At 73.3% G+C, this 23,377-nt stretch carries 19 protein-coding genes; 8 read left to right on the top strand and 11 right to left on the bottom strand.

The window, feature by feature from the left end:
- The gene (locus ACIQJT_RS11740) at window positions 1–1,497 is read right to left on the bottom strand and encodes an acyl-CoA synthetase (protein ID WP_402642319.1); all 1,497 of its coding nucleotides are present in this window, start codon (window positions 1,495–1,497) and stop codon (window positions 1–3) included.
- Between the two features lie 63 nt (window positions 1,498–1,560).
- Between ACIQJT_RS11740 and ACIQJT_RS11735 the strand changes: the two genes are divergently transcribed.
- Window positions 1,561–3,957: a penicillin acylase family protein gene (locus tag ACIQJT_RS11735; RefSeq protein ID WP_402642316.1), complete on the top strand. Its 2,397-nt coding sequence runs from the start codon at window positions 1,561–1,563 to the stop codon at window positions 3,955–3,957.
- Window positions 3,958–3,975: 18 nt separating this feature from the next.
- Here ACIQJT_RS11735 and ACIQJT_RS11730 read toward each other — a convergent pair whose 3' ends face one another.
- The 7 genes from ACIQJT_RS11730 to ACIQJT_RS11700 form a co-directional block, all read right to left on the bottom strand.
- Window positions 3,976–5,529: an acyl-CoA synthetase gene (locus tag ACIQJT_RS11730; RefSeq protein ID WP_402642313.1), complete on the bottom strand. Its 1,554-nt coding sequence runs from the start codon at window positions 5,527–5,529 to the stop codon at window positions 3,976–3,978.
- On the bottom strand, window positions 5,526–6,635 hold the full coding sequence (locus ACIQJT_RS11725; RefSeq protein ID WP_402642310.1) for an NAD(P)H-dependent flavin oxidoreductase: 1,110 nt from the start codon (window positions 6,633–6,635) through the stop codon (window positions 5,526–5,528). Before ACIQJT_RS11725 ends, ACIQJT_RS11730 begins: the two co-directional genes overlap by 4 nt.
- Window positions 6,636–6,824: 189 nt before the next feature.
- Window positions 6,825–8,396: a phytoene desaturase family protein gene (locus ACIQJT_RS11720; protein WP_402642307.1), complete on the bottom strand. Its 1,572-nt coding sequence runs from the start codon at window positions 8,394–8,396 to the stop codon at window positions 6,825–6,827.
- A 73-nt stretch (window positions 8,397–8,469) separates the two neighbouring features.
- A complete protein-coding gene (locus tag ACIQJT_RS11715; protein WP_402642304.1) occupies window positions 8,470–10,707 on the bottom strand; it encodes a tetratricopeptide repeat protein in 2,238 nt (745 codons plus the stop codon).
- A 60-nt stretch (window positions 10,708–10,767) separates the two neighbouring features.
- The gene (locus tag ACIQJT_RS11710; RefSeq protein ID WP_365449256.1) at window positions 10,768–11,613 is read right to left on the bottom strand and encodes an oxygenase MpaB family protein; all 846 of its coding nucleotides are present in this window, start codon (window positions 11,611–11,613) and stop codon (window positions 10,768–10,770) included.
- A gap of 9 nt (window positions 11,614–11,622) precedes the next feature.
- On the bottom strand, window positions 11,623–12,801 hold the full coding sequence (locus tag ACIQJT_RS11705; RefSeq protein WP_402642301.1) for an acyl-CoA dehydrogenase family protein: 1,179 nt from the start codon (window positions 12,799–12,801) through the stop codon (window positions 11,623–11,625).
- Between the two features lie 105 nt (window positions 12,802–12,906).
- Window positions 12,907–13,281 carry a ferredoxin gene (locus ACIQJT_RS11700; RefSeq protein ID WP_402642298.1) on the bottom strand — a complete coding sequence of 125 codons (375 nt, stop codon included), beginning with the start codon at window positions 13,279–13,281 and terminating at the stop codon, window positions 12,907–12,909.
- A 106-nt stretch (window positions 13,282–13,387) separates the two neighbouring features.
- On the opposite strand from ACIQJT_RS11700, the gene ACIQJT_RS11695 reads away from it, so the two are divergent.
- On the top strand, window positions 13,388–13,765 hold the full coding sequence (locus ACIQJT_RS11695; RefSeq protein WP_365449250.1) for a DUF6479 family protein: 378 nt from the start codon (window positions 13,388–13,390) through the stop codon (window positions 13,763–13,765).
- Between the two features lie 89 nt (window positions 13,766–13,854).
- Here the strand turns inward: ACIQJT_RS11695 and ACIQJT_RS11690 are convergent, their stop codons facing one another.
- Both ACIQJT_RS11690 and ACIQJT_RS11685 read right to left on the bottom strand, forming a co-directional pair.
- Window positions 13,855–14,049 (bottom strand): hypothetical protein, encoded by a 195-nt coding sequence (locus ACIQJT_RS11690; protein WP_402642295.1) that lies wholly within the window; start codon window positions 14,047–14,049, stop codon window positions 13,855–13,857.
- A 415-nt stretch (window positions 14,050–14,464) separates the two neighbouring features.
- Entirely contained in the window at window positions 14,465–16,102 is a 1,638-nt protein-coding gene (locus ACIQJT_RS11685; protein ID WP_402642293.1) for an MFS transporter, read from the bottom strand.
- Between the two features lie 151 nt (window positions 16,103–16,253).
- Here ACIQJT_RS11685 and ACIQJT_RS11680 point away from each other — a divergent pair, with 151 nt between their 5' ends.
- From ACIQJT_RS11680 to ACIQJT_RS11660, 5 genes are all read left to right on the top strand, one after another.
- On the top strand, window positions 16,254–17,249 hold the full coding sequence (locus ACIQJT_RS11680) for an Lrp/AsnC family transcriptional regulator (RefSeq protein ID WP_365449244.1): 996 nt from the start codon (window positions 16,254–16,256) through the stop codon (window positions 17,247–17,249).
- Window positions 17,250–17,514: 265 nt separating this feature from the next.
- Window positions 17,515–18,891 carry a Tat pathway signal sequence domain protein gene (locus ACIQJT_RS11675; RefSeq protein WP_402642290.1) on the top strand — a complete coding sequence of 459 codons (1,377 nt, stop codon included), beginning with the start codon at window positions 17,515–17,517 and terminating at the stop codon, window positions 18,889–18,891.
- 300 nt (window positions 18,892–19,191) lie between these two features.
- Window positions 19,192–20,184, top strand: coding sequence for a dihydroxyacetone kinase subunit DhaK (gene dhaK / locus ACIQJT_RS11670; RefSeq protein ID WP_402642287.1), 993 nt, complete (start codon window positions 19,192–19,194; stop codon window positions 20,182–20,184).
- A 37-nt stretch (window positions 20,185–20,221) separates the two neighbouring features.
- Window positions 20,222–20,821: a dihydroxyacetone kinase subunit DhaL gene (gene dhaL, locus ACIQJT_RS11665; protein ID WP_402642285.1), complete on the top strand. Its 600-nt coding sequence runs from the start codon at window positions 20,222–20,224 to the stop codon at window positions 20,819–20,821.
- Window positions 20,814–21,224, top strand: a complete 411-nt coding sequence (locus ACIQJT_RS11660; RefSeq protein ID WP_365449236.1) for a PTS fructose transporter subunit IIA — start codon at window positions 20,814–20,816, stop codon at window positions 21,222–21,224. The genes dhaL and ACIQJT_RS11660 overlap by 8 nt, the downstream gene beginning before the upstream one ends.
- A 34-nt stretch (window positions 21,225–21,258) precedes the next feature.
- Here ACIQJT_RS11660 and ACIQJT_RS11655 read toward each other — a convergent pair whose 3' ends face one another.
- Window positions 21,259–21,957, bottom strand: coding sequence for a glycoside hydrolase family 75 protein (locus ACIQJT_RS11655; RefSeq protein WP_365449234.1), 699 nt, complete (start codon window positions 21,955–21,957; stop codon window positions 21,259–21,261).
- 348 nt (window positions 21,958–22,305) lie between these two features.
- On the opposite strand from ACIQJT_RS11655, the gene ACIQJT_RS11650 reads away from it, so the two are divergent.
- Window positions 22,306–23,286: a fibronectin type III domain-containing protein gene (locus tag ACIQJT_RS11650; RefSeq protein ID WP_402642282.1), complete on the top strand. Its 981-nt coding sequence runs from the start codon at window positions 22,306–22,308 to the stop codon at window positions 23,284–23,286.
- Window positions 23,287–23,377: the final 91 nt, after the last annotated feature.

Genomic DNA, 23,377 nt, shown 5'->3' with positions numbered 1-23,377 from the left:
TCACGACGAGAAACGGTCCCGCAGCTCCCGCTTGAGGATCTTGCCGCTGGCGTTCCGCGGCAGCTCGTCCACGAACAGCACCCGCTTGGGCGCCTTGAAGTGGGCGAGCTTCTCCCGGGCGTGGTCGAGGAGTTCGGCCTCGGTGACCTCGCCGCGCGGGACGACGACCGCGGTGACCGCCTCGATCCAGCGCTCGTCGGGCAGGCCGATCACGGCGACCTCGGCGACGCCCTCGTGGGTGTAGAGCGCGTCCTCCACCTGGCGTGAGGCGACCAGCACGCCACCGGAGTTGATGACGTCCTTGACCCGGTCGACGATCGTGAAGTAGCCGTGCGCGTCCCGCACCGCGAGATCGCCGGAGCGGAACCAGCCGTCCCGGAAGGCCGCTTCGGTCTCCTCGGGCTTGTCCCAGTAGCCCTCGCACAGCTGCGGTGACCGGTAGACGATCTCGCCGGGAGTGCCGTCCGGCACGTCCTTGCCGTCCTCGTCCACGACCCGCGCGTCCACGAACAGGACGGTACGGCCGCAGGAGTCCATCCGCCCCTTGTGCTCGTCGGGCGCGAGGACGGTGGCCAGCGGGCCGATCTCGCTCTGTCCGAAGCAGTTGTAGAAGGCGAGCTTCGGCAGCCGTTCGCGCAGTCGCTCCAGGACGGGCACGGGCATGATCGAGGCGCCGTAGTACGCCTTGCGCAGTCCGCTGAGGTCGCGGGTGGCGAAGTCGGGGCGGCCGGCCAGTGCGATCCACACGGTGGGCGGCGCGAACAGGCTGTCCGCGCGGCCCTGTTCGACCAGGTCGAAGAGGCGGTCGCCGTCGGGTGCGTCGAGGATGATGTTCGTCGCGCCGACCGCGAGGTAGGGCAGCAGGAAGACGTGCATCTGCGCGGAGTGGTACAGCGGCAGCGAGTGCACCGGGCGGTCGCCGGCGCTCAGGTCGCAGGCGGTGATCGCGCTCAGGTACTCGTGCACCAGGGCGCGGTGGGTCATCATCGCGCCCTTCGGCAGGGCCGTCGTCCCCGAGGTGTACAGCAGTTGGACCAGGTCCTCGCTGCGTGCCTCGGGGCCGTCGTACGGGTCGGTCGCGGCCAGCCGCGTCAGCAGGGAGTCGCCGGAGTCCCGCAGCGGCAGCGTGCGGACGCCCTCGGGGAGGCGCCCGGCGAGACCGGGGTCGGCGAGGACGAGGGTGCTGCCCGACTGGCCGAGGATGTACGCGAGGTCGTCACCGGTGAGGTTCTGGTTGACCGGCACATGGACCAGTCCCGCGCGGGCGCAGGCGAGGAAGGCGATCAGATACGCGTCCGAGTTGTGGCCGTAGGCGCCGACCCGGTCGCCCCGGTCGAGGCCCTGGTCGAGGAGCAGTCGCGCCGCGCGGGAGACGGCGTCGTCGAGGTCCTCGTACGTCCAGGAGCGCTCGCCGTACTCGACCGCGACGCGCGCCGGGGTGCGCCGGGCGCTGCGCCGCAGCACCCCGTCGACCGTACTGCCGTGTCCAGGCGTCATACGGGACAACCTACCGGTTGGTACGCTCAACCGCTCCTTCCCTCACTGACGTTGGGAGGCACGATGCGCACCCGCCCCAGACGCGCCGTCGTCGCGGCCGTGGTCCTGTTCGCCGCCGTCGGCACGCTGCCGTCCGCAGCCGCGCAGGACCGGCAGAAACAGGAACACCCGTCGCACGGCGGCCTGTCCGCCACCATCCGCTACACCGAGTACGGCATCCCGCACATCCTCGCGCGGAACTACGCGGACCTAGGCTTCGGCACCGGGTGGGCGCAGGCCGCCGACCAGGTGTGCACCCTGGCCGACGGGTTCGTGACCGTGCGCGGCGAGCGTTCGCGTTTCTTCGGGGCCGACGCGCCCTCCGACGCCGCGCTCTCCTCGGCCACGAAGAACCTCTCCAGCGACCTGTACTTCCGCGGGGTGCGGGAGGCGGGGACGGTGGAGAGGCTGCTGGCCACGCCCGTGCCTCGGGGTCCGAGCCGTGACGTGAAGGACCTGATGCGGGGCTTCGCGGCGGGCTACAACGCCTGGCTCAAGAAGAACCGGATCACCGACCCGGCGTGCCGGGGCGCCGACTGGGTGCGTCCCGTGTCGGTCCGGGACGTGGCCGCCCGCAACTACGCGCTCGCCGTCCTGGGCGGCCAGGGCCGGGCGGTGGACGGCATCACCGCCGCGCAGCCGCCCGCGTCCACCGCGCCCACGACCGGCGCACCCGACGCCCGGGACACCGCCCGCGCGGCCCGGGACCTGTTCGCGGCCGACTCGGCCGACATGGGCTCCAACGCCGTCGCGTTCAGCGGAGCCACCACGGCGAACGGCCGCGGGCTCCTCCTCGGCAACCCGCACTACCCCTGGCAGGGCGGCCGCCGCTTCTGGCAGTCGCAGCAGACCATCCCCGGCGAACTGAACATCGCGGGCGGCTCGCTGCTCGGCTCCGCCACGGTCTCCATCGGCCACAACTCCCGGGTGGCCTGGAGCCACACGGTGGCCACCGGCGTCACCCTCAACCTGCACCAGCTGACCCTGGACCCGGCCGACCCGACGACGTATCTCGTCGACGGCAGGCCGCAGCGGATGACACGGCGGGAGGTGACCGTCGCCGTCCGGGGCGGCGCACCGGTGACGAGCACCCAGTGGTGGACGCGGTACGGCCCGGTCGTCACCTCGCTCGGAGCCGCGTTGCCGCTGCCCTGGACGACCACGACGGCGTACGCGCTCAACGACCCCAACGCCGGCAACCTGCGTGCCTCCGACACCGCCCTCGGCTTCAGCAAGGCGCGCGGCACGAGCGACGTGCTGGACGCGCTCAGGCGCACCCAGGGGCTGCCGTGGGTCAACACCGTCGCCGCCGACTCGCGGGGGCACACCCTGTTCACCCAGTCCCAGGTGCTCCCCCGGATCACCGACGAACTGGCGCAGCGCTGCTCCACCCCCCTGGGCAAGGTCACCTACCCGGCCTCGGGGGTGGCGATCCTCGACGGCTCGCGCGGCGACTGCGCCCTGGGCAGTGACCCGGACGCCGTGCAGCCGGGGATCTTCGGGCCCGCGAGGATGCCCGTCCTGAAGGACGCGCCGTACGCGGAGAACTCCAACGACAGCGCCTGGCTGGCCAACGCCGAGCGGCCGCTGACGGGTTACGAGCGGATCTTCGGCACCGTGGGCACCCAGCGCTCGATGCGCACGCGGGGGGCCGTCCAGGACGTGGCCGCGATGGCCGCGCGCGGGAGGCTGACCGTACGGGACCTCCAGGCGCAGCAGTTCGCGAACCGGGTGCCCGCCGGTGACCTGGTGGCGGCCGACGCGGCGAAGGCGTGCGCGGCCCTGCCCGGCGGCACGGCGACGGGCAGCGACGGCAGGGCCGTCGACGTCCGCGAGGCTTGCGGGGTGCTGGCGGCCTGGGACCGCACCGCGGACACCGGCAGCCGGGGCACGCTGCTCTTCGACCGGCTGTGGCGGCGGCTGCCGACGGCCCAGTTGTGGAAGGTGCCGTTCTCCGCGGCCGATCCGGTGGGCACCCCGAACACGCTCGACACCGGCGCGCCCGCCTTCACGGCGGCCCTCGCGGACACCGTCACCGAACTGCGGGCGGCGGGCATCGCGCTGGACTCCCGGCTCGGCGAGCACCAGTTCGTCGTGCGGAACGGACAGCGCATCGCCGTGCCGGGCGGCACCGAGTCGCTCGGGGTGTGGAACAAGGTCGAGCCGGTGTGGAACCCGGCGGGCGGCGGATACACGGAGGTGACGACCGGGTCCAGCTACGTCCAGGCGGTGGGCTGGGACGGCGGCCGCTGTCCGGTGGCCCGGACCCTGCTGACGTACTCCCAGTCCTCGGACCCGAACTCGCCGCATTTCAGCGACCAGACCCGGCTGTTCTCGGCGGAGCGGTGGGTGACGTCCCGGTTCTGCGAGAAGGACATCCTGTCCTCGCCCGCGCTGCGGATCGTGCGGGTGCGCTCCTGAAGCCGCCGGGACCCACACTCACACCGGTCGCGAGCGCCCCTGCCAGTACGGGTCCCGCAGGCGTCGCTTGTACAGCTTGCCGTTGGGGTCGCGGGGCATCTCGGTGATGAAGTCGACGCTCTTCGGGCGCTTGTAGCCCGCGAGCCGTTCGGCGCAGTGGGCGAGGACGTCGGCGGCCAGGTCCGGCCCCGGGGTGTGGCCCGGGGCCGGTTCCACCACGGCCTTGACCTCCTCGCCCCAGTCGTCGTGCGGGATGCCGAAGGCGGCGGCGTCGGCGACCGCGGGATGCTGGAGCAGCACGGACTCGATCTCGGCGGGGTAGATGTTGACCCCGCCCGAGATGATCATGTCGATCTTGCGGTCGCGGAGGAAGAGGTAGCCGTCCTCGTCGAGGAGGCCGAGGTCACCGACGGTGAAGAAGTCACCGATGCGGTTCTTCCGCGTCTTGGCCTCGTCCTTGTGGTAAGTGAAGCCGCCGGTGTTCATCTTCAGGTACACGGTGCCGAGTTCACCGGGCGGCAGCCGGTTGCCGTCGTCGTCGAAGATCGCCAGCTCGCTGATCGGCCAGGCCTTGCCGACCGTCCCGGGCTTCTTCAGCCAGTCCTCGGCGGTGGCGAAGGCTCCGCCGCCCTCGCTGGCCGCGTAGTACTCCTCCACGCAGGGCCCCCACCAGTCGAGCATCGCCCGCTTCACATGCTCGGGGCAGGGGGCGGCGCCGTGGATGGCGTGCCGCATCGACGAGACGTCGTAGCGCGCCTTCACCTCCTCGGGCAGGGCCAGCAGCCGGTGGAACTGGGTCGGGACCATGTGGGTGTGGGTGCAGCGGTGTTCGTCGATCAGCCGCAGCATCTCCTCGGGCGTCCACTTGTCCATCAGGACCAGCGGGTGCCCGATGTGCAGGGACGCGGCGGCGAACTGGAGGACGGCCGTGTGGTAGAGCGGTGAGCAGACGAGGTGGACGTTGTCGTCGAAGGGCCGGATGCCGAAGATGCCGAGGAAGCCGCCGAGGTACGCCTCCTCCGGCAGCTTGCCGGGCAGCGGACGGCGGATACCGCGCGGGCGGCCCGTCGTACCGGAGGTGTAGTTCATGACCCAGCCGAGCTCACGGTCCGCGGGCGGCGACTCCGGTTGGCCTTCGAGGAGTTCGGCGTACGGCCGGAAGCCCTCGACCTCGCCGACGGCGTACCGGTGGCTCGCCGGGAGGCCGGCCTCGTCGGCGGCCCGGCGTGCGGTCTCCCCGAACCTCTCATGGGCCACGAGGACCTTCGCGCCGGAGTCGGCGACGATCCAGGCGATCTCGGGGGCGACGAAGTGGTGGTTGACCGGGACCAGGTAGAACCCGGCCTGGCTCGCGGCGAGATGGACGGCGAAGAACTCCGCGCTGTTGGGCAGGACGACGGCGAAGGCGTCCCCGCGTTCCAGGCCGGCGGCCCGCAGACCGTGCACGAGCTGGTTGGCGGCGGCGTGGAGGCGGCCCGCGGTCCACACCGAGCCGTCGGGGGCGACGAGGGCCGTGCGGGCGGGGTCCTGCGCGGCCTGGGCCCAGAAGCCCGCGGGAGGTGTGCTGGTCACTGGCCGCCCCTTCCGGCGATGCGGTTGATGCGATCGACGGCTTCCTCGAAGCCGCGGGTGAGGTCGTCGAAGACGGCCTGGACGCTGCGTTCGCTGGTCATCCGGCCGACGATCTGGCCGACGGGTGTGCCGAGGAGGGGCTCCACCTCGTACTTCTGGATGCGCGAGATTGCGTCGGCGACCAGCAGCCCCTGGAGGGGCATGGGCAGGGTGCCGGGCCCGTCGGCGGAGTCCCAGGCGTCGGTCCATTCGGTACGGAGCTGGCGCGCGGGTTTCCCGGTCAGCGCGCGGGAGCGGACGGTGTCGCCGGAGCCGGCCGCGAGCAGTTTCGCGATCAGCTTGGGCGAGGGGAGTTCGGCCTCTGTGGTGGTCAGCCATAGGGAGCCCAGCCACACGCCCTGGGCGCCGAGTGCCAGTGCGGCCGCCACCTGCCTGCCGCTGCCGATGCCGCCGGCCGCCAGCACGGGCAGCGGGTCCACGGCGTCTACGACCTCGGGCGTGAGGACCATGGAGGCGATGTCCCCGGTGTGGCCACCGGCCTCGTAGCCCTGCGCGACCACGATGTCGATGCCGGCCTCCTGGTGCTTGACCGCGTGCCGGGCGCTGCCCGCGAGGGCGGCGACCAGGACGTTCCGTTCGTGCGCGCGGGCCACCACGTCGGCGGGCGGGGAGCCGAGGGCGTTGGCGAGCAGCCGGATCGGGTAGTCGAAGGCGACGTCGAGCTGGTTGCGGGCGACCTGCTCCATCCAGCCCGTGATGCGCCACCCGGACGCCTCGCCCTCGGCGAGTTCGGGCACCCCGTACCTGGCGAGGGTGTCCTTGACGAACTGGCGGTGTCCCTCGGGGATCATCGCCTCCACGTCCGCCTCGGTCACCCCTTCGACCTTCCTGGCGGGCATGACGACGTCCAGGCCGTACGGCCTGCCGTCGACGTGGGCCTCGATCCAGTCGAGGTCGCGTTTGAGTTCGTCGGGGGCCGTGTAACGGACCGCGCCGAGCACTCCGAAGCCGCCGGCCCGGCTGATGGCCGCGGCGACGGCGGGGAACGGCGTGAAGCCGAAGACGGCGTGCTCGACTCCCAGGGTCTTGCTCAGCTCCGTCTGCATGGCCGCAGGATGCCGCAGACCCCCGGACGACGGAAGAGGTTTTCTGATGCTCCGTCAGATAAGCCGGAGCGCCCTCCTGCGACGAGGAGACGGCTACGGCCCTCCTGAGCGACCGCGCCTGGTACGTCATCGGCGCGGTGCTCCGGGTCGACGACGGCGGCCGGGCCTGAGCGCGCGCGGGCGGGGCCGTCAGCCGCCGAGGTCCTCCAGTACGGCCATCGCCGCGTTGTGCCCCGGCACCCCGCTCACCCCGCCGCCGCGCACCGCGCCCGCCCCGCACAGCAGCACGTTGGCGTGCCGGGTCTCCACGCCCCAGCGGCCGGTGCCCTCCTCGGCGTACGGCCAGGACAGTTCGCGGTGGAAGATGTTGCCGCCGGGCAGCCGCAGGTCCCGCTCCAGATCGAGCGGGGTCTTCGCCTCGATGCAGGGCCGGCCGTCCGCGTCCGTGGCCAGGCAGTCGGCCAGCGGCTCGGCGAGGTGGGCGTCGAGCCGGGCCAGGGTCGACTCGAGGAGTTCCTCGCGCACGGCGTCGTTGTCCCGGTCGAAGAGCCGGGCCGGGGTGTGCAGGCCGAACAGGGTGAGGGTCTGGTAGCCCTGCTCGACGAGGTCCGGGCCGAGGATCGTCGGGTCGGTGAGGGAGTGGCAGTAGATCTCCGAGGGCGGTGCCGCGGGGAGCCGGCCGGCGGCGGCCTGGGCGTGGGCCGTGGCCAGCTCCTGGTAGCCCTCGGCGATGTGGAAGGTGCCGGAGAACGCCTCGCGCGGGTCGACCTCGCCGTCCCGCAGCCGCGGCAGGCGCTTGAGCAGCATGTTGACCTTGAGCTGGGCGCCCTCGGCGGGGGCGGGCGGCCGGTCGCCGGTGAGTTCGGCGAGGGCCTGCGGGGAGGCGTTGACCAGGACGTGCCGGGCCTCGACGGTACCCTCGGTCTCGTCGGTCCGGTAGGTGACCTCCGCCGAGCTGCCGTCCGTGGAGATCCTCACGACCTCGTGTCCGGTGGCCAGGACGGCGCCGGCCTGCCGTGCCGCGGTGGCCAGGGCGTCGGTGAGGGCGCCCATGCCGCCGACGGGTACGTCCCAGGCGCCGGTCCCGCCGCCGATCACGTGGTAGAGGAAGCAGCGGTTCTGCTTGAGGGAGGGGTCGTGGGCGTCGGCGAAGGTGCCGATGAGCGCGTCGGTCAGGACCACGCCCCGGACCAGGTCGTCGGCGAAGCGGTCCTCCACGGCGACCCCGATCGGCTCCTCGAACAGGACCCGCCAGGCCTCCTCGTCGTCCACCCGCCGCCGCAGTTCGTCCCGGGTGGGCAGGGGTTCGGTGAGGGTCGGGAAGACCTTCCGTGCGACGCGGCCGGTCATGTCGTAGAACCGCTGCCAGGCGCGGTACTCGTCTTCGCCGCCGGTGAGCCGGGCGAAGGCCTCCCGGGTGCGGCGCTCGCCGCCGCCGACGAGCAGCCCGGTCGCCCTGCCGTCGCGTTCGACGGGGGTGTACGACGAGACGTCGCGGGTCCGGACGCGGAAGTCCAGGCCGAGATCACGGACGATCTTCCTGGGCAGCAGGCTGACCAGGTACGAGTAGCGCGAGAGCCGGGCGTCCACCCCGGCGAACGGCCGCGTGGACACCGCGGCTCCCCCGGTGTTCCCGAGCCGCTCCAGGACCAGTACGGACCGTCCGGCCCGGGCCAGGTAGGCGGCGGCGACGAGTCCGTTGTGGCCCCCGCCGACGATGACGGCGTCGTAGCGGCGGCGGTGTCCCTCGTGTGCAGGCATGGTTCTTCGTAACACGTGATGATCTAGGTCGGCCAGAGGTGCGCGGCAGTCGACCCACGGCCCCGCTCGAAGGTCACTGCGCTCCGGAGGCCCGCTGCTGCCGCAGTGCCGCGACCCGGCGGTAGAGCGCGACCGCCTCCGCGCCCCGGCCGAGCTGCTCCAGGCAGTGGGCCTCGTCGTTGCGGCTGGCCAGGGTGTCCGGGTGGTCGGCGCCGAGGACGCGTTCGCGGGCGGCGGCGACGGTGCGGTACTCGGTGAGGGCGTCCGTCCAGCGGCCGAGCCAGCCGAGCCCCACGGCCACCTCGCGGCGGCTGACCAGGGTGTCCGGGTGGTCGGGGCCGAGGACGCGCGCGCGGATCGCGCACACGTCCCGGGACTCGGCGAGGGCTTCCTCCCAGCGGCCCAGGCGGCCGAGGTTGACGCCGAGGCCGTGGCGGGCGCGCAGGGTCTCGGGGTGGGCGGGTCCGTGGACGCGGGTGCGGTCCTCGATCAGGTCGTGGTAGAGGCGGAGCGCTTCCGCGCTGCGGCCCAGGCGGCCGAGGCTGATGCCGACCTCGTAGCGGGCGGCGAGGGTGTCGGGGTGGTCGGGGCCAAGGGCCCGGGCGCGGGCCTCGGCGACCTCGTGGTAGGTGTGCAGGGCCTCCGCCCAGCGGCCCAACTGGCCGAGCGCGTAGGCGACTTCGTAGCGGGTGACGAGGGTGTCGGGGTGGTGGGGGCCCAGCACCCGGGCGCGGGCGGCGGCCACCTCGCAGGCCATGCGGTAGGAGTCCTCCAGACGGCCGAGACGGGAGAGGTTGAAGGCGAGGTTGTGGCGGCAGCGCAGGGTGTCCGGGTGGTCCGGTCCCATCTCGCGCTCGCGGGCGGCCAGGACCGAGTTGTAGACCTGGTGGGCGTCGAAGTGGCGGCCCAACTGGCCCAGCACGTAGGCCATCTCCTGGCGGGCGGCGAGGGTGTCGGGGTGGTCGGCGCCCAGCGTGCGGGTCCGGGTCGCGGCCACGTGCTTGTACTCGCGCAGGGCGTCGGCGGCGCGGCCGGTGCGGCTCAGGGTGAAGGCGACCTCGTAGTGGCTGGCGAGGGTGTCGGGATGGTCGGGGCCGAGCAGGTGCTCGCGTTCGGCGGCGACCGCGCGGTGCACCTCACCGGCCTCGGCCCAGCGGCCCAGGCGTCCGAGGCTGAGCCCCGCGTTGTGCCGGCCGGCGAGGGCCAGGAGGGCCTGCGCGGAGGGCACGGGCGGCCCGTCGGGCACGGGTTCCTCTACGCGGCCGGTGGCGGGGCGGGCCACCCACTCGCCGGTGAGGGCGGCCCCGGCGTCCGGGGGCGTGGTGACGAGGCCTGCGCCGGTCGCCTTGTGACCGGTGGTCATGCCGCGGGTCCAGGACGGCAGCCGGGTCTCGCGGTCGCGCTCCGGCTGCGGCCGGACGTCGGGCCGCGGGGTCACCACGGTGGGCACGTACGCCGGTGTGGTGCGGCCCAGGGTGATCCGGCGGCCCAGCTCCCGGGCGTCGGGCGGGCGTTGCCCGGGCTCCTTCGCCAGCAGGTCGAGGATGACCCTGTCGAGGTACTCGGGGAGTTCGGCGCGATGGCTGCGCGGCGGCCGGGGCGGGGTGTCGCGGTGGCCGACGAGGATCGCCCAGGCGTCCTCCAGGTCGAACGGCGGTGCCCCGGTGGCGATCTCGTACAGCACGCAGCCCAGGGAGTACAGATCGCTGCGCTGGTCGACCTCGGAACCCCCTATCTGCTCCGGCGACATGTAGTGCGGGGTGCCCATCGCGATGCCGGTGCCGGTCAGCCGGGAGGTGAAGTCGACGTCGTGGCCGAGCCGGGCGATGCCGAAGTCGCAGATCTTCACGGTGCCGTCGGTGAGCCGGACGATGTTCGCGGGCTTCAGGTCGCGGTGCACGATGCCCTGCTGGTGGGTGTAGGCGAGGGCGGCGGCCACCTGGTCGGCGATGTCGACGACGTCGGACACCGGCAGGGGGTGCTGTTTGTTGTCCTCCAGGAGCTGGCTGAGGTTGCGCCCCTCCAGCAGCTCCATCACCAGGTACAGGACGCCGTCGGACTCGCCGAAGTCGTGCACGACGGTCACGCCGCGATGGCTGAGCGCGGCGGCCACCCGGGCCTCCCGCCGGAACCGCTCCCGCAGGACCCGGGTGAAGGTCTGGTCGTGCTGCCCGCCCAGCGGCTTGAGGCACTTCACGGCGACATGGCGCCCCAGCGACTCGTCACGGGCCCGCCACACCTCGCCCATGCCCCCGCGCCCGATCAGGTCGAGCAGTCGGTACCGCCCCTGGATGAGCCTGCTGTCCCCCATCTTCCGCGACCGCCCCCGTCGAACTCGCCCCGCATCCCCTGGCCTGTCCAGTATGGCGACCTATCGTCCGAGTTTGTACGGGGCGGGACGGGTGCCCGGGCCGAGCCGTGCCATGGCACGCAGGATGTGTTTGGGCGGGAGTTGCCAGCGCAGACGTGCGGGGACGCGGCGCAGGACGGTGCCGGTGGCGCGCAACCGGCGGGTGACGGTGCCGGGTTCGGGGGCTTTTCTGCCGTACAGCTCGTGGGCGTACGGCGGCAGGGCGGCGTACGCCAGCTGCGCCACGCGCCGCCACAGCACCTCACGCGCCGGGACGAGGAGGGGGTGCGTCGGCGGGCGGAGCAGGAAGTCGTCCACCGCGCGGGCCTCGGGCGTAGCCGCGAGTTCGGGAAGCACCTTCTCGAAGTAGGCGCTCATCTCCGCCTGGTTCGCCGGTACGTCCTCCGGGTCCAGGCCCACCAGGCGGGCGCTGACCCGGTGTTCGCAGATGTAGCGGTCGGCCTGCTCGTCGGTGAGGCGGAAGCCGGAGCGGCGGACGACGTGGAGGTAGGAGTCGATCTCGGCGCAGTGCACCCACAGCAGGAGCGCGGGTTCGTCGACGCCGTAGCGTTCGCCGGTGTCGGGGTCGGTCGCGCCGAGCATGGCGTGGATCTTCCGGACCCGGGCGCCGGCCTTCTCCGCGGCCTCGGTGGTGCCGTAGGTCGTGGTGCCGACGAAGTCGGCGGTGCGCATCAGCCGGCCCCAGGCGTCCCTGCGGAAGTCGGAGTTCTGCATCACGCCTCGCACCGCGCGCGGGTGCAGTGCCTGGAGGTAGAGCGCGCGGATGCCGGCGACCCACATCATCGGGTCGCCGTGCATCTGCCAGGTCACCGACCGTGGACCGAACAATCCCGGATCACCCGTCATCCCGGAAGGCTAACGCCGTACGCGCGGCATACCCAGGCCGATCCACGAGATGAGCTCCCGCTGGATCTCGTTGTTGCCGCCGCCGAAGGTGAAGATGACGGCGGAGCGGTAGCCGCGTTCCAGTTCGCCGTGCAGGACGTCGCCGGCCGAGCCCTCCTTCAGCGCGCCGGCCGCCGCGACGATCTCCATGAGCCAGGCGTAGGCGTCCCGGCGGGCCTCCGAGCCGTAGACCTTGACCGCGGAGGCGTCCTGCGGGGTGAGGGTGCCGTCCTGGACGGCGTTCACCATCCGCCAGTTGAGGAGTTTGAGGGCGTCGAGCCTGGTGTGGGTCTGAGCCAGGCGGCGGCGCACCCACGGCAGGTCGATCACACGGCGGCCGTCGGCCAGCTTGGTCTCCGTGGCCCAGCGCTGGACGTCGTGCAGGGCGCGGATGGCCATGGTGCCGTGGGCGGCGAGGGTGACGCGCTCGTGGTTGAGCTGGTTGGTGATCAGCCGCCAGCCCTGGTTCTCCTCGCCGACCCGGTGCGAGACGGGGACGCGGACGTTCTCGTAGTAACTGGCCGTGGTGTCGTGCGAGGCGAGGGTGTTGATGACGGTGCAGGAGTAGCCGGGGTCGGTGGTCGGCATCAGGAGCATGGTGATGCCCTTGTGGGGCGGGGCGTCGGGGTCGGTGCGCACGGCGAGCCAGACCCAGTCGGCGGTGTCGCCGTTGGTGGTCCAGATCTTGTGACCGTTGACGACGTACTCGTCCCCGTCCCGTACCGCGCGGGTCGTCAGGGCGGCCAGGTCGGTGCCCGCGCCGGGCTCGCTGTAGCCGATCGCGAAGTCGATCTCACCGGAGAGGATCCGCGGCAGGAACCAGGACTTCTGCTCCTCGGTGCCGTACCGCATGATCGTCGGCCCGACGGTGTTGAGGGCCATGAGCGGCAGCGGTACGCCGGCCTGGGCGGCCTCGTCGAAGAAGATGAACTGTTCCATCGCGGTCAGGCCGCGGCCGCCGTACTCCTTCGGCCAGCCCACGCCGAGCCAGCCGTCGGTGCCGAGGCGGCGGATGGTGTCGCGGTAATAGCGCTTCTGGGCGTCCCGGTCGGTGAACCGGGCGTGCGCGTTGTCCGGGACCAGGCCGGTGAAGTAGGCGCGCAGTTCGGTGCGCAACCGCTGCTGCTCGGGCGTGTGGTCGAGATGCACGGCGCCTCCAGGCTCCCAGGCCGGTCCTGACGGCGCACACGGTAGAACGTGTTCCAGTAATTGGGAACGGCCAGGAGGAGGTCTCTGCCGCGCGGGCGGGCTCGGTCAGACCAGGGTGGCCATGAAGTCCGTGCACGCCTGGGCGCACTCCCGGCACGCCTTGGCGGCGTCCTGGGCACCGGCGTGCTGGTCCATGACCTGCGCGCACTCCAGGCAGACCGACCTGCACCATTCCAGCTGGACGCGGATGCCGGCCTCGTCGATGTGGTTCTCCTCGGACAGCACCCGGCAGGTCGCGTCGCACACCTCGGCGCACATGATGCCCTTGCGCCGCAGCAGTTCCTGGTCCTCGGTCCCGTCCGGATCGACCAGGCTCGCGCGCAGCGCACAGGCACGCGCACACTCGGTGCACGCCTGGGCACACGCGAAGCGGTCCTCCAGGAACCGGATGAGCTCCTGTTGCGAAGTGGAAGTCGTCACGGGGGGCGGGTAGCCGGGGGCCGAGCCGCCAAACCCGGAGTTCCCGGGGTTTCCGGGACTGCGGGGCAGGTCGGTTCGCTCGCAGGTCCCGGGGTACCCGCGTGACATGAACGAAGCCCTGAACAGCGAATGGATGGACCTGGCCGCGGGCCGGGGCGGCCTCGCGGCCGGAGTGATCGCGGCGGGTGTGGTGGTCGTGGCGGTGCTGATCGGCGCCTTCTTCCTGGGCTCCCGTGTCAGGCGCCGCGAGTCCCGTCCGCCCACGCCCGAGGAACAGCCGAGGCTGCCCGAGGGCGGGCCGGTCCGCGAGGTGAGGGAGCACCGGGAGCCCGACGAGGTGCCCCGCAGCGACACCCGGCTGACCCCGCACGAAATGCCCAACCACGGCAACAGCCCGACCCGGACCGGTACGGGCCGTGAACGTCCCCGCTGGGACGAGGGCAGCAGCGGTTCGTTCGGCAGCGGCGGCCCGGGAGGCGGCTGAGGTCAGCGGCACATGTCGCGGACCCTCTCGCGAAGGCCGTCCGGCAACCGTCCCGCACAGTTCTGGACCCGCTGGAGGCGGGCGCCCGGTCACTCACCGAGCCGGGCGGCCGCCTCCAGCAGCAGTGCGTGGACGAACGCCTGCGGGAGGTTGCCGCGGAGCTGACGCTGGGCGATGTCGAACTCCTCCGCGTGCAGCCCCGAGGCCCCGCAGGCGCCCCGGTTGCGTTCGAACCAGCGGTACGCCTCGACGGTCCGCCCCTGCTGGTGCCCGGCGAGAGCCATGACGAACCCGCACAGGACAAAGGGATCGTCGGCGGGCAGGGCCCGCGGACGCCGGGCAGCAGCAGGGCCGCGTCCACGGACGGGTCGTCGGGAGTGCGCTGCCGGCGGCCGTCGCGGGGAGGCAGGTCCGCTCGGCGGTGCGGAGGAGGGTGTCGGCCAGGGCGGTGCAGGTGTCGGCGAGTGGGTGACGGGGCGCCGCCGCCGCTACGGCCCGCAGACCCGCGACGCAGATGAGCCCGCTGTGGGTCCACTCCTGGTCGCTCAGCTCCCGGGTCGCTGCCCCTGGGCGGGCCCGCAGGCCCGCGACGCAGATGAGCCCGCTGTGGGTCCACCCCTGGTCGCTCAGCTCCCGGGTCGCTGCCCCTGGGCCCACGCCCGGCCAGGCACCCAGCCCGCCCCCGCTTCACCTGCCCCGTCAGCCCTCCCCGCGCCCCTCACCCCCCGGCACGGTCGCCGCAGCGACCTCACCCGGTGCCGTCCCCCTCTCTCGGCCCGACGCGGCGACCTGCGTGTGACCGGGGGCCGTGCCGCGGGGTCGGCGGAGCAGGACGAGGGCCACCGCTGCCGCCAGCAGGGTGAGGGACCCCGCGACCGTAAGGCAGAGCCGCAGTCCGTCCAGGAAGGCATCGGCCAGGGCGCCCATGGCCCGGCCGGTGTCCGCACCGAGGTCGAGCCCGGCGACCGCGCCCAGTCCTCCCTGGTCGGCCGCTGTGACGATCCGGTCCCGTGCCGCCCCGTGCAGACCGGCGTCGGCGAGGTGGCCGGGGAAGCTGTCCAGCGCCCGGGAGGTCAGCAGGGCGCCCAGGACGGCCGGACCGAGCGCCCCGCCGAGCTGACGGAAGGCGTTGTTGCCCGCCGCCGCCATCCCGGCCAGGTGGTGCGGCACGGAGGCCACCGCCGTCGCGGTCATCGGGGTCATGACGGCCCCGAGTCCCAGCCCCAGCGGCGCGAGCCGCCAGGCCAGGCCGGCGAAGGAGGTGTCCGCGTCGACACCGACGAGCGCGAACAGCGAGGCGGAGACGACCACCAGACCGCCCGTGATCAGCACGCGTGCGGAGATCCGGTGCATGAGGCGCCCGACGGGCCCGCCGACCAGGATGGCGCAGGCGGTCACCACCAGCATCCGCCAGCCCGCCTGGAGGGTGTCGAGCTGCTGCACCATCCCGAAGTAGAGGCTGAGCAGGAAGAAGAAGCCGATCAGCCCGAGGAAGGTGATCATCGCGACGAGCGTGGTGGCCGTGAAGGCCGGGCTGCGGAACAGCGCGAGGTCGAGCATCGGGCTGGGGCTGCGCCGCTCGGCGAGCACGAAGGCGGCGCCGCCTGCCACGGCCACCGCGAGGGCTGTCAGCACCTTGGGAGCGGTGAAGGAGTCCGCTCCGCCCTCGATGACGCCGTACACCAGGGCGGTGACCGCCACCGTGGCGGTGATCTGCCCCGGCCAGTCCAGCCGCCGCTCGTGGGGCGCGCGCGAGTCGGTGAGCAGCCGGGCCGCGAAGACGGTCGCGAGCAGTGAGACGGGGATCGGCAGGAGGTAGATCCAGCGCCAGGCGAAGTGGTCGAGGATCACTCCGGCGACCAGTGGTCCGACGGCCAGCGCCGCCATGAGCGAGGCGGCCCACAGGCCGATGAACCTGCCGCGCTCTCGGTGATCGGGCACCGCGTGGCTGATCAGCGCGAGCGTGGTGGGCAGCAGCGTGGCCGCGCCGAGTCCGGCGAGGGCCTGCCCGATCCACAACGCCTGCACCGACTGCGCGGTGAGCGCGACGGCGGCCCCGGCCGCGGAGGACAGCAGCCCGGCCTGGAACACCTTCTTGCGCCCGTGGACGTCGCCGACGACACCTGCGGTCAGGATGAACGCGGCCATGGGCAGGACGAACGCGTCCTGGACCCACGACAGTTGCGCGGTCGTCGCACCCAGCGCCGACTGGATCGCGGGCAGGCTCACGGCGACCGTGGTGACCGGCAGATAGGCGACGAAGACGCCGAGGCAGGCCATGACGAGCGTGGCGGCCCGCCGGTCGGCCGGCCCGCTCGCCGGGGTCGTGACATTCACGGGGATCTCTCCTCTACGGCGACGCGCGCCGCGGTCGTTCGGGATTTCTCGGGCGCCCCAGCTTCGGCGAAGGCGGACCCGATCCCCAACGTCACGCCCGGAAGTGGACACATACATCCACCGGTGCGCCAGCCGCTGACACACTTCTCCCATGTTCGACGAGATCGACGGAAAAATCCTCCGCGCCCTCCAGTACCGCCCCCGCGCCTCGTTCCGCCTCATCGGCGAGGTGGCCGGGGTGTCGGAGCAGACCGCCGCCCGCCGCTACCAGGCCCTGCGCCGCGAGGGGGTGATGCGGGTGGTGGGTCTGGTCAACCCCGAGGTGCACGGCCTGGCCCGCTGGATCACCCGCATCCGCTGCCGCCCCGACCGTGTCGCCCCGCTCGCGGACGCCCTCACCCGCCGGCCCGACATCTCCTACGTCGGTCTCGCCTCCGGCGGCTCGGAGATCGTCTGCCTGATCCACGCACCGGTCGACGCCCCCCGCGACGACGTCCTGCTCCGCCGGCTCCCCAAGGCGGCCTCCGTGCTGGACGTCAGCATCGACCTGCTGCTCCACCCGTTCGGCACGGTGGGCACCTCCGAGTGGTCCGGATACGGGGGCCGTCTGAGCGCCGACCAGGTGGCCCGGCTCACCGCGGACCCGCCGCCGGCGCCCACCGGCCCGGTGCAGCCGCCCACCGCCGAGGACACCCCGCTGCTCGACGCCCTGGCCGAGGACGGCCGTACCACCCACACGCGGCTCGCCGAACTCACGGGCTGGTCCAAGGCGCGCGTCGCCCGGCGGCTCGACGCCCTGGAGTCCTCGGGAGCCCTCACCTACGACGTCGACCTGCTCCCCGAGCGGCTGGGCCACCGCCTCAACGCGACTCTGTGGTTGCGGATGGCCCCGGCCCATGTCCACCGTGTCGGCGAGGAGCTGGCCGGGCACGACGAGGTGGCCTTCGCCGGTGCCATGAGCGGTGACCACAACATCATGGTGGTCGCCAACTGCCGTGACGCCGAGGACTTCTACCGCTACCTCACGACCCGGGTGGCGGCCGTCCCCGGGATCGACGCCTACAGCGTCAGCGTCCGCGTGCGCCGCCTCAAGCAGGCCGCTTCCCTCATCGCCGGCGGCCGTCTGATCCCCCCGGCCCCGGCGTGAAGGCGGCTCTGGGTGCGGCATACGTTCGCACCGGCCGGCGTGCCCGTCCCGAAGGCCACACCCCGCCGCCCCGACCGGCGCGTACAACGCCCGCACGCGGTTCGGCGGCGCCCGCGCCTGACCAGACACCTCTCACCTGCTCGGCGACCGCCCCAACTGCTGGTCCGCTCCCAAGCGTTGACCCACCCCCGCCGCGACAGCAGAATGAGCGCGCCGCTTTGAGAGCGCTCTCAGAACCAGTCGGCCCGACTTCCCGAGGAGACCCATGACCGGCAGCCCGCGCCCGTCCCTCAGCCGCCGCACCCTCATCGGGACCGGCCTCGGCGCCGCGGTCCTCGCCGCGACCGGCACCGGCACCGCCCACGCGGGGCCCCAGGGCGCCTCCGCGACCTCCGCGCCCCGCCGCGCGCGGGCCTTCCTGGCCGCCGCCATGGACGCCTACCCGGACCACGGGACGATCCGGCTCACCCAGAGCTACACGGACCAGGCGGGACTGTTCAGCACGGCGTTCACCTACGACAACGCGCTCGCGATCCTGGCCCACCTCACCTCCCCGGGCGGCCGGTCGCGGGCCGTGGCCCTCGGCGACGCGCTGCTGTACGCCCAGGCCCACGACCCGGTGCACGACGACGGACGGCTGCGGCAGGCCTACAACGTCGGGCCGTACACCTTCTACGACGGCTCCCCGCAGCCGGACGGGTTCGTCAGGGCGGACGGCACGGCCAACGTGGGCACGCAGTTCGGCTTCACGGGGACCGCCGTGGGCGACATGGCGTGGGCCGGCATCGCGCTCACCGCGCTCGCGGCGCGTACCGGTGAGCGGCGCTTCCTCACCGGCGCGTCGCGGATCGGCGAGTGGATCGAGCGGGTGGGACGGACCGACGAGCCGCTGGGCGGCTACAAGTTCGGGGTGGACGGGGCCGGCAACAGACTGCCGTTCACCTCGACCGAGCACAACACCGACCTGGTCGCTCTGTTCGGGCGGCTCGCCCGGCTGACCGGGGACAGGGTGTGGCGGGAGCGCCGTGCGCGTGCCAGGGCCTTCGTCGAGAAGATGTGGGAGCCGTCGGGGGGCTTCTTCTACACCGGCACCAACGACGGCGTGACGATCAACAGGTCTCCCGTCCCGGAGGACACCCAGACCTGGACCCACCTCGCCCTCGGCTCCCCGGCCCACTCCCGCTCCCTCGACTGGGCCGCGGCCGAGCTGGCCGTCCTGGACACGGCCGACCGCCCCAACAGCACGGTCCCCACCGGTCAGTCCTACGAGGGCGTCACCTTCAGCTCCGCGAGCCTGCTGGCGAACGAGGGCGCCCCCATCGCCGACGGCCAGCCCCGGCCGGACCGCAACGGCGTCTGGTTCGAGGGCACCGCCCACCTCGCCCTCGCGCTCCGCCACCGCGGACACCCCGGCGACGAGAAGCGCGCCCGCCGCCTGCTCGGCTCGGTCGAACGCGCCCAGGACCACCTCGGCGGCGCCCAGACCGTCGGCGGCAGGGCCCTGCCGGCCCGCTCCGGGGTCGTCTCGGCGAGCAGCCCGCTCGACACCGGTTTCGGGTTCGGCTACTACCCCTACCGGCACACCGGCGCCACCGCCTGGTACCTCCTGGCCACGGCCCGCGCCAATCCCTTGCGGGGCTGACGGACGTCGGGCGGCGCCTGGACGAGCCGGCCCGGACGCACGGCGGCAGCTGCCCGGTCGTCCGTCCTCCGGCCGCCGGACTCGGCAGGAGCTCGGGCTCCTGCCGCTCGCGACGAGGGGCCGGGCACGCCCGGGCCGCTCCGTTCACGTGACCTTCACCGGCACAGGGCCGATACTTCCGACAGCGGTGCCGCCGCTCCCGTTCGCCGCGGGGCGGCAAGATCGCCTACTGGTCACACTTGTTGTGAACTGTTAGAACGCAGACCACGAGCCCAACCGTTGTCGCACCCGGAGGTACCCATGAAGATGCTGATCAACGTTCCGGAAACCGTGGTCGCGGACGCCCTGCGCGGGATGGCGGCCGCCCATCCGGAGTTGACCGTCGACGTCGAGAACCGGGTGATCGTACGGCGGGACGCCCCCGTGGCCGGGAAGGTCGCCCTGATCTCCGGCGGTGGCTCCGGGCACGAGCCGCTGCACGGCGGGTTCGTCGGGCCCGGCATGCTCTCCGCGGCCTGTCCGGGCGAGGTGTTCACGTCCCCGGTGCCCGATCAGATGGTGCGTGCGGCGGCGGCCGTGGACAGCGGGGCGGGTGTGCTGTTCATCGTGAAGAACTACACGGGTGACGTGCTCAACTTCGACATGGCGGCCGAACTCGCCGAGGACGAGGGCATCCAGGTCGCGAAGGTGCTGGTCAACGATGACGTGGCGGTGACCGACAGCCTCTACACGGCCGGCCGGCGGGGCACCGGCGCCACGCTGTTCGTGGAGAAGATCGCGGGGGCCGCCGCCGAGGAGGGGCAGCCGCTGGAGCGGGTGGAGGCGATCGCCCGGCAGGTCAACGAGAACTCCCGCAGCTTCGGTGTCGCGCTGAGCGCGTGCAGCACCCCCGCCAAGGGCAGCCCGACCTTCGATCTGCCGCCCGGCGAGCTGGAACTGGGCGTCGGGATCCACGGCGAGCCCGGCCGGGAGCGGCGGGCGATGATGACCGCACGGGAGATCGCCGACTTCTCGGTGCACGCGATCCTGGACGACATGAGCCCGCGCAATCCGGTGCTCGTCCTGGTCAACGGCATGGGCGCCACCCCGCTCCTGGAGCTGTACGGCTTCAACGCCGAGGTGCAGCGGGTGCTCGCCGACCGCGGGGTCGCCGTCGCCCGCACCCTCGTCGGCAACTACGTCACCTCGCTCGACATGGCCGGCGCCTCGGTCACCCTGTGCCAGGTGGACGAGGAGCTGCTGCGCCTGTGGGACGCGCCGGTGCGGACGCCGGGGCTGCGCTGGGGCGTGTGAGCAGGTGATCAACGTACCGACCACGCAAGGAGATCCAGTGCTCGACGTCGATTTCTTCCGCCGTTGGATGACGGCGGCCGCCGCCGCCGTCGACCGTGAGGCGGAACGGCTCACCGCCCTCGACTCCCCCATCGGGGACGCCGACCACGGCAGCAACCTCCAGCGCGGGTTCACCGCGGTGGCCGCGGCCCTGGAGAAGGAGTCCCCCGGCAGCCCGGGCGCGGTCCTCCTCCTCGCGGGCCGCACCCTCATCTCGACGGTGGGCGGCGCTTCGGGGCCCTTGTACGGGACCCTGCTGCGGCGGACCGGCAAGGCGCTCGGGGAAGCCGGCGAGGTCAGTGCCGAACAGCTGACCGAGGCGCTGCGGACGGGAGTGGAGGCCGTCATGACGCTGGGCGGGGCCGCCCCGGGCGACAAGACCATGATCGACACGCTGGTGCCGGCCGTCGACGCGCTCGGCACGGGCTTCGCCGCGGCCCGCTCCGCCGCCGAGGAAGGGGCGCTGGCCACCACACCGTTGCAGGCCCGCAAGGGCAGGGCGAGTTACCTCGGCGAGCGCAGCATCGGGCACCAGGACCCGGGCGCGACCTCGGCCGCCCTGCTGATCGCCGCGCTCGCGGAGGCCGCCGGTGAGTGACGCAGGGCTGGTCGGGATCGTGCTGGTGTCGCACAGTGCGGAGGTCGCCGCGTCCGTGGCGGAACTGGCGAAGGGGCTCGCGGGCGGCGGCACGGAGGTGCCCGTGGCCGCGGCCGGCGGCACCGAGGGCGGCGGCCTCGGGACGAGTGCGGAGCTGATCGCCGGCGCGGCCGCCGCCGTGGACCGGGGCGCCGGGGTCGCCGTCCTGACGGACCTGGGCAGCGCGGTGCTCACCGTCAAGGCGCTGCTGGCGGAGGGCGACGAACTCCCCGCGGGCACACGGCTGGTGGACGCCCCGTTCGTCGAGGGAGCGGTGGCCGCGGTCGTCACGGCGGCGACCGGGGCCGACCTCGCGGCGGTGGAGTCGGCGGCCGCAGAGGCGTACGGCTACCGGAAGGTGTGACGGGCGCCTGTGGCGGGCCGGCCGCCCGGCGGGGTCACTTCCCCTGCGCGAACAGTGCCGCCAGCCGCTCCCCCGTGGCGACGGCGGCGGCATGGTCCTCGATCGGCTTCACCTGCGTGTCCCTGAAGACGATGTAGGTGACGCCGGAGGGCGTGCCGCCCCCGCGCGGATCGGGACGGATCCCGAGGGCCTTGGCGGTGGCGTAGGACGCCTCGCCGATGATGTGACCCGGCCCCACGTCCCCGACGACGGCGTACTGCACCCGGTCCCGGTACACGACGGCCGCGACCGCGCCGCCGCGCACCCCGTGCGCGCGGTGGTCCCAGACGGGGCTCGGGGCCGGCACCACGATGTAGGGCAGCTGTTCGGCGCTCAGGTAGCGGCCGTCGGACTGCTGGAAGGCGGTGGCGTCCGAGAACAGCGGGTCGGTGCGGCGGTTGCAGCGGCTGCCGGGCCGGCCGTCGCAGTCGATGTCCATGTCGGCCTTCCAGAAGACGGCCTCCCGGGTGCCGCAGACCGGGATGGTCGCGGCCGTGCCGTCGTCGCTGCGGTAGCGGCCGCGTGAGACGGGAGCGCACTCGCGCACCCTGGCCAGGAGGTCGGCGGCCGCGACCTTGCCCTCGCGCCGCACCACCGGCTCGCCGCGGGCGGCGGTGGGCTGCACGGCGGGGGACGTCGTCGGGGCGAGCAGAGCGGCACTTGCCGCGGCCAGCGTCAGCGACTGGGCACGCACGATAAGACCCTCTCCTCGGGGGCGTGACGGGCACTCAGCGCCCAATCTGATGCCGCTTCAGCCGGGCGGCCACCGCAGGGGGTCCGGACGGGGCAGGGGCCAGGGGCCGGAGCCCTCGACGAACCCCGGCCTCCCGGCCACCCGTACGGCGCGGGAACAGCGACGACAGCGGCCCGCGCCACCGGCGCGAACTCCGTTTCCCTCGTGGAGAGTTCGGCCGTGAGGGTGTTCAGCATACGTAATCCGGCCGAGTGCGCCCCACACGGTCCGCCCTCTTGCTGCGGGCGGGCGACCGGCGTCATATTGGTCCGGACCATTGCCGTGCCTGGTGTCCGGGAGGGCAGAGACGTGCGAGGTGTGCCCGTACCGCTGTCCCTCTGCGCCGTGCTGGTCCTCGTCGCCTCGTGCGGCTGGGCCGGATCGGACGGCACCGGGAGCGGCGGCCTCCCCGCCGCCCCGGTGGGAGTCACCGCCGCCGCGGGGAGTGCGACCACGGTGCACGTGATGTGGAACGCCGTCGGCACGGGGATCGAGCGCTACGAGGTGTATCGCGGCACCACGAAGATCGAGGACGTGCCGGGTTCGCAGCACATGGTGGATGTCGGCAGGCTGAAGCCCGCCGGCTCGTACGTCTTCACCGTGCGGGCCCGGGACACCGAGGGGCGCCTCGGCCCGCCCAGCCGGGAGGTGCGGGCGACGACCCCGCCGGCCGCGGCGGCCGACCGCTCCGCCCCGACCCGCCCCGGCGGACTGCGCGGACGGACCGTGGGCAGCCGAGCCGTCCAGTTGGACTGGGCCGCCGCCACCGACGACCGGGACGTGGCGTCGTACGACATCTACCAGGCCGGCACGAAGATCCACAGTGTGGGCGGCGAGCAGACGGCGGCCGTGGTCACCGGGCTGCGACCGGGCACCCGCTACTCCTTCACCGTCCGGGCGCGGGACGCGGCCGACAACGTCTCGCCGGCCGGGAACACCGTCCGCCTGACGACACCGGGCGGCGACGACGGCCGGGCCACGGCACCGACGGGGTTCCGCGCGGCCGCTCGGCGGGCGGCGGACGGCGCGTACTACCTCGACCTGTCCTGGACGCCGCCCCGGACGGACGGCGTCGTCACGGAGTACCAGGTCCACCTCGACGGCAGGGCGGCCACCTCACTGGTGTTCGGCGGGACGCCTCCGCGCGGCAGGGCGACGTACAGCTTCTACCTGGGACGCGCGGCCGGCGAGCGGCACCGGGTGCGGATCCGGGCGCGGCTGCCCGACGGCACCTGGGGCGGGTTGTCGGCGGAGCGGGCGGTGACGACGGGCGTCTCCGCTCCCCCGTAGCGGCTGTGCCGGACGGAGCAGTCCGTCACCTGTCCGGCGCAGCCCCGGGTGCGCGCCGGGCCCGGGGCGCATTGGCTGTCCCCGAGGCAGC

The sequence above is a fragment of the Streptomyces sp. NPDC091972 genome, assembly GCF_044756385.1.
In the GTDB taxonomy this organism is placed as follows: domain Bacteria; phylum Actinomycetota; class Actinomycetes; order Streptomycetales; family Streptomycetaceae; genus Streptomyces.
The sequence above is the reverse complement of the archived record's forward strand: the minus strand, read 5'-3'. Positions and strand labels throughout refer to the sequence as shown.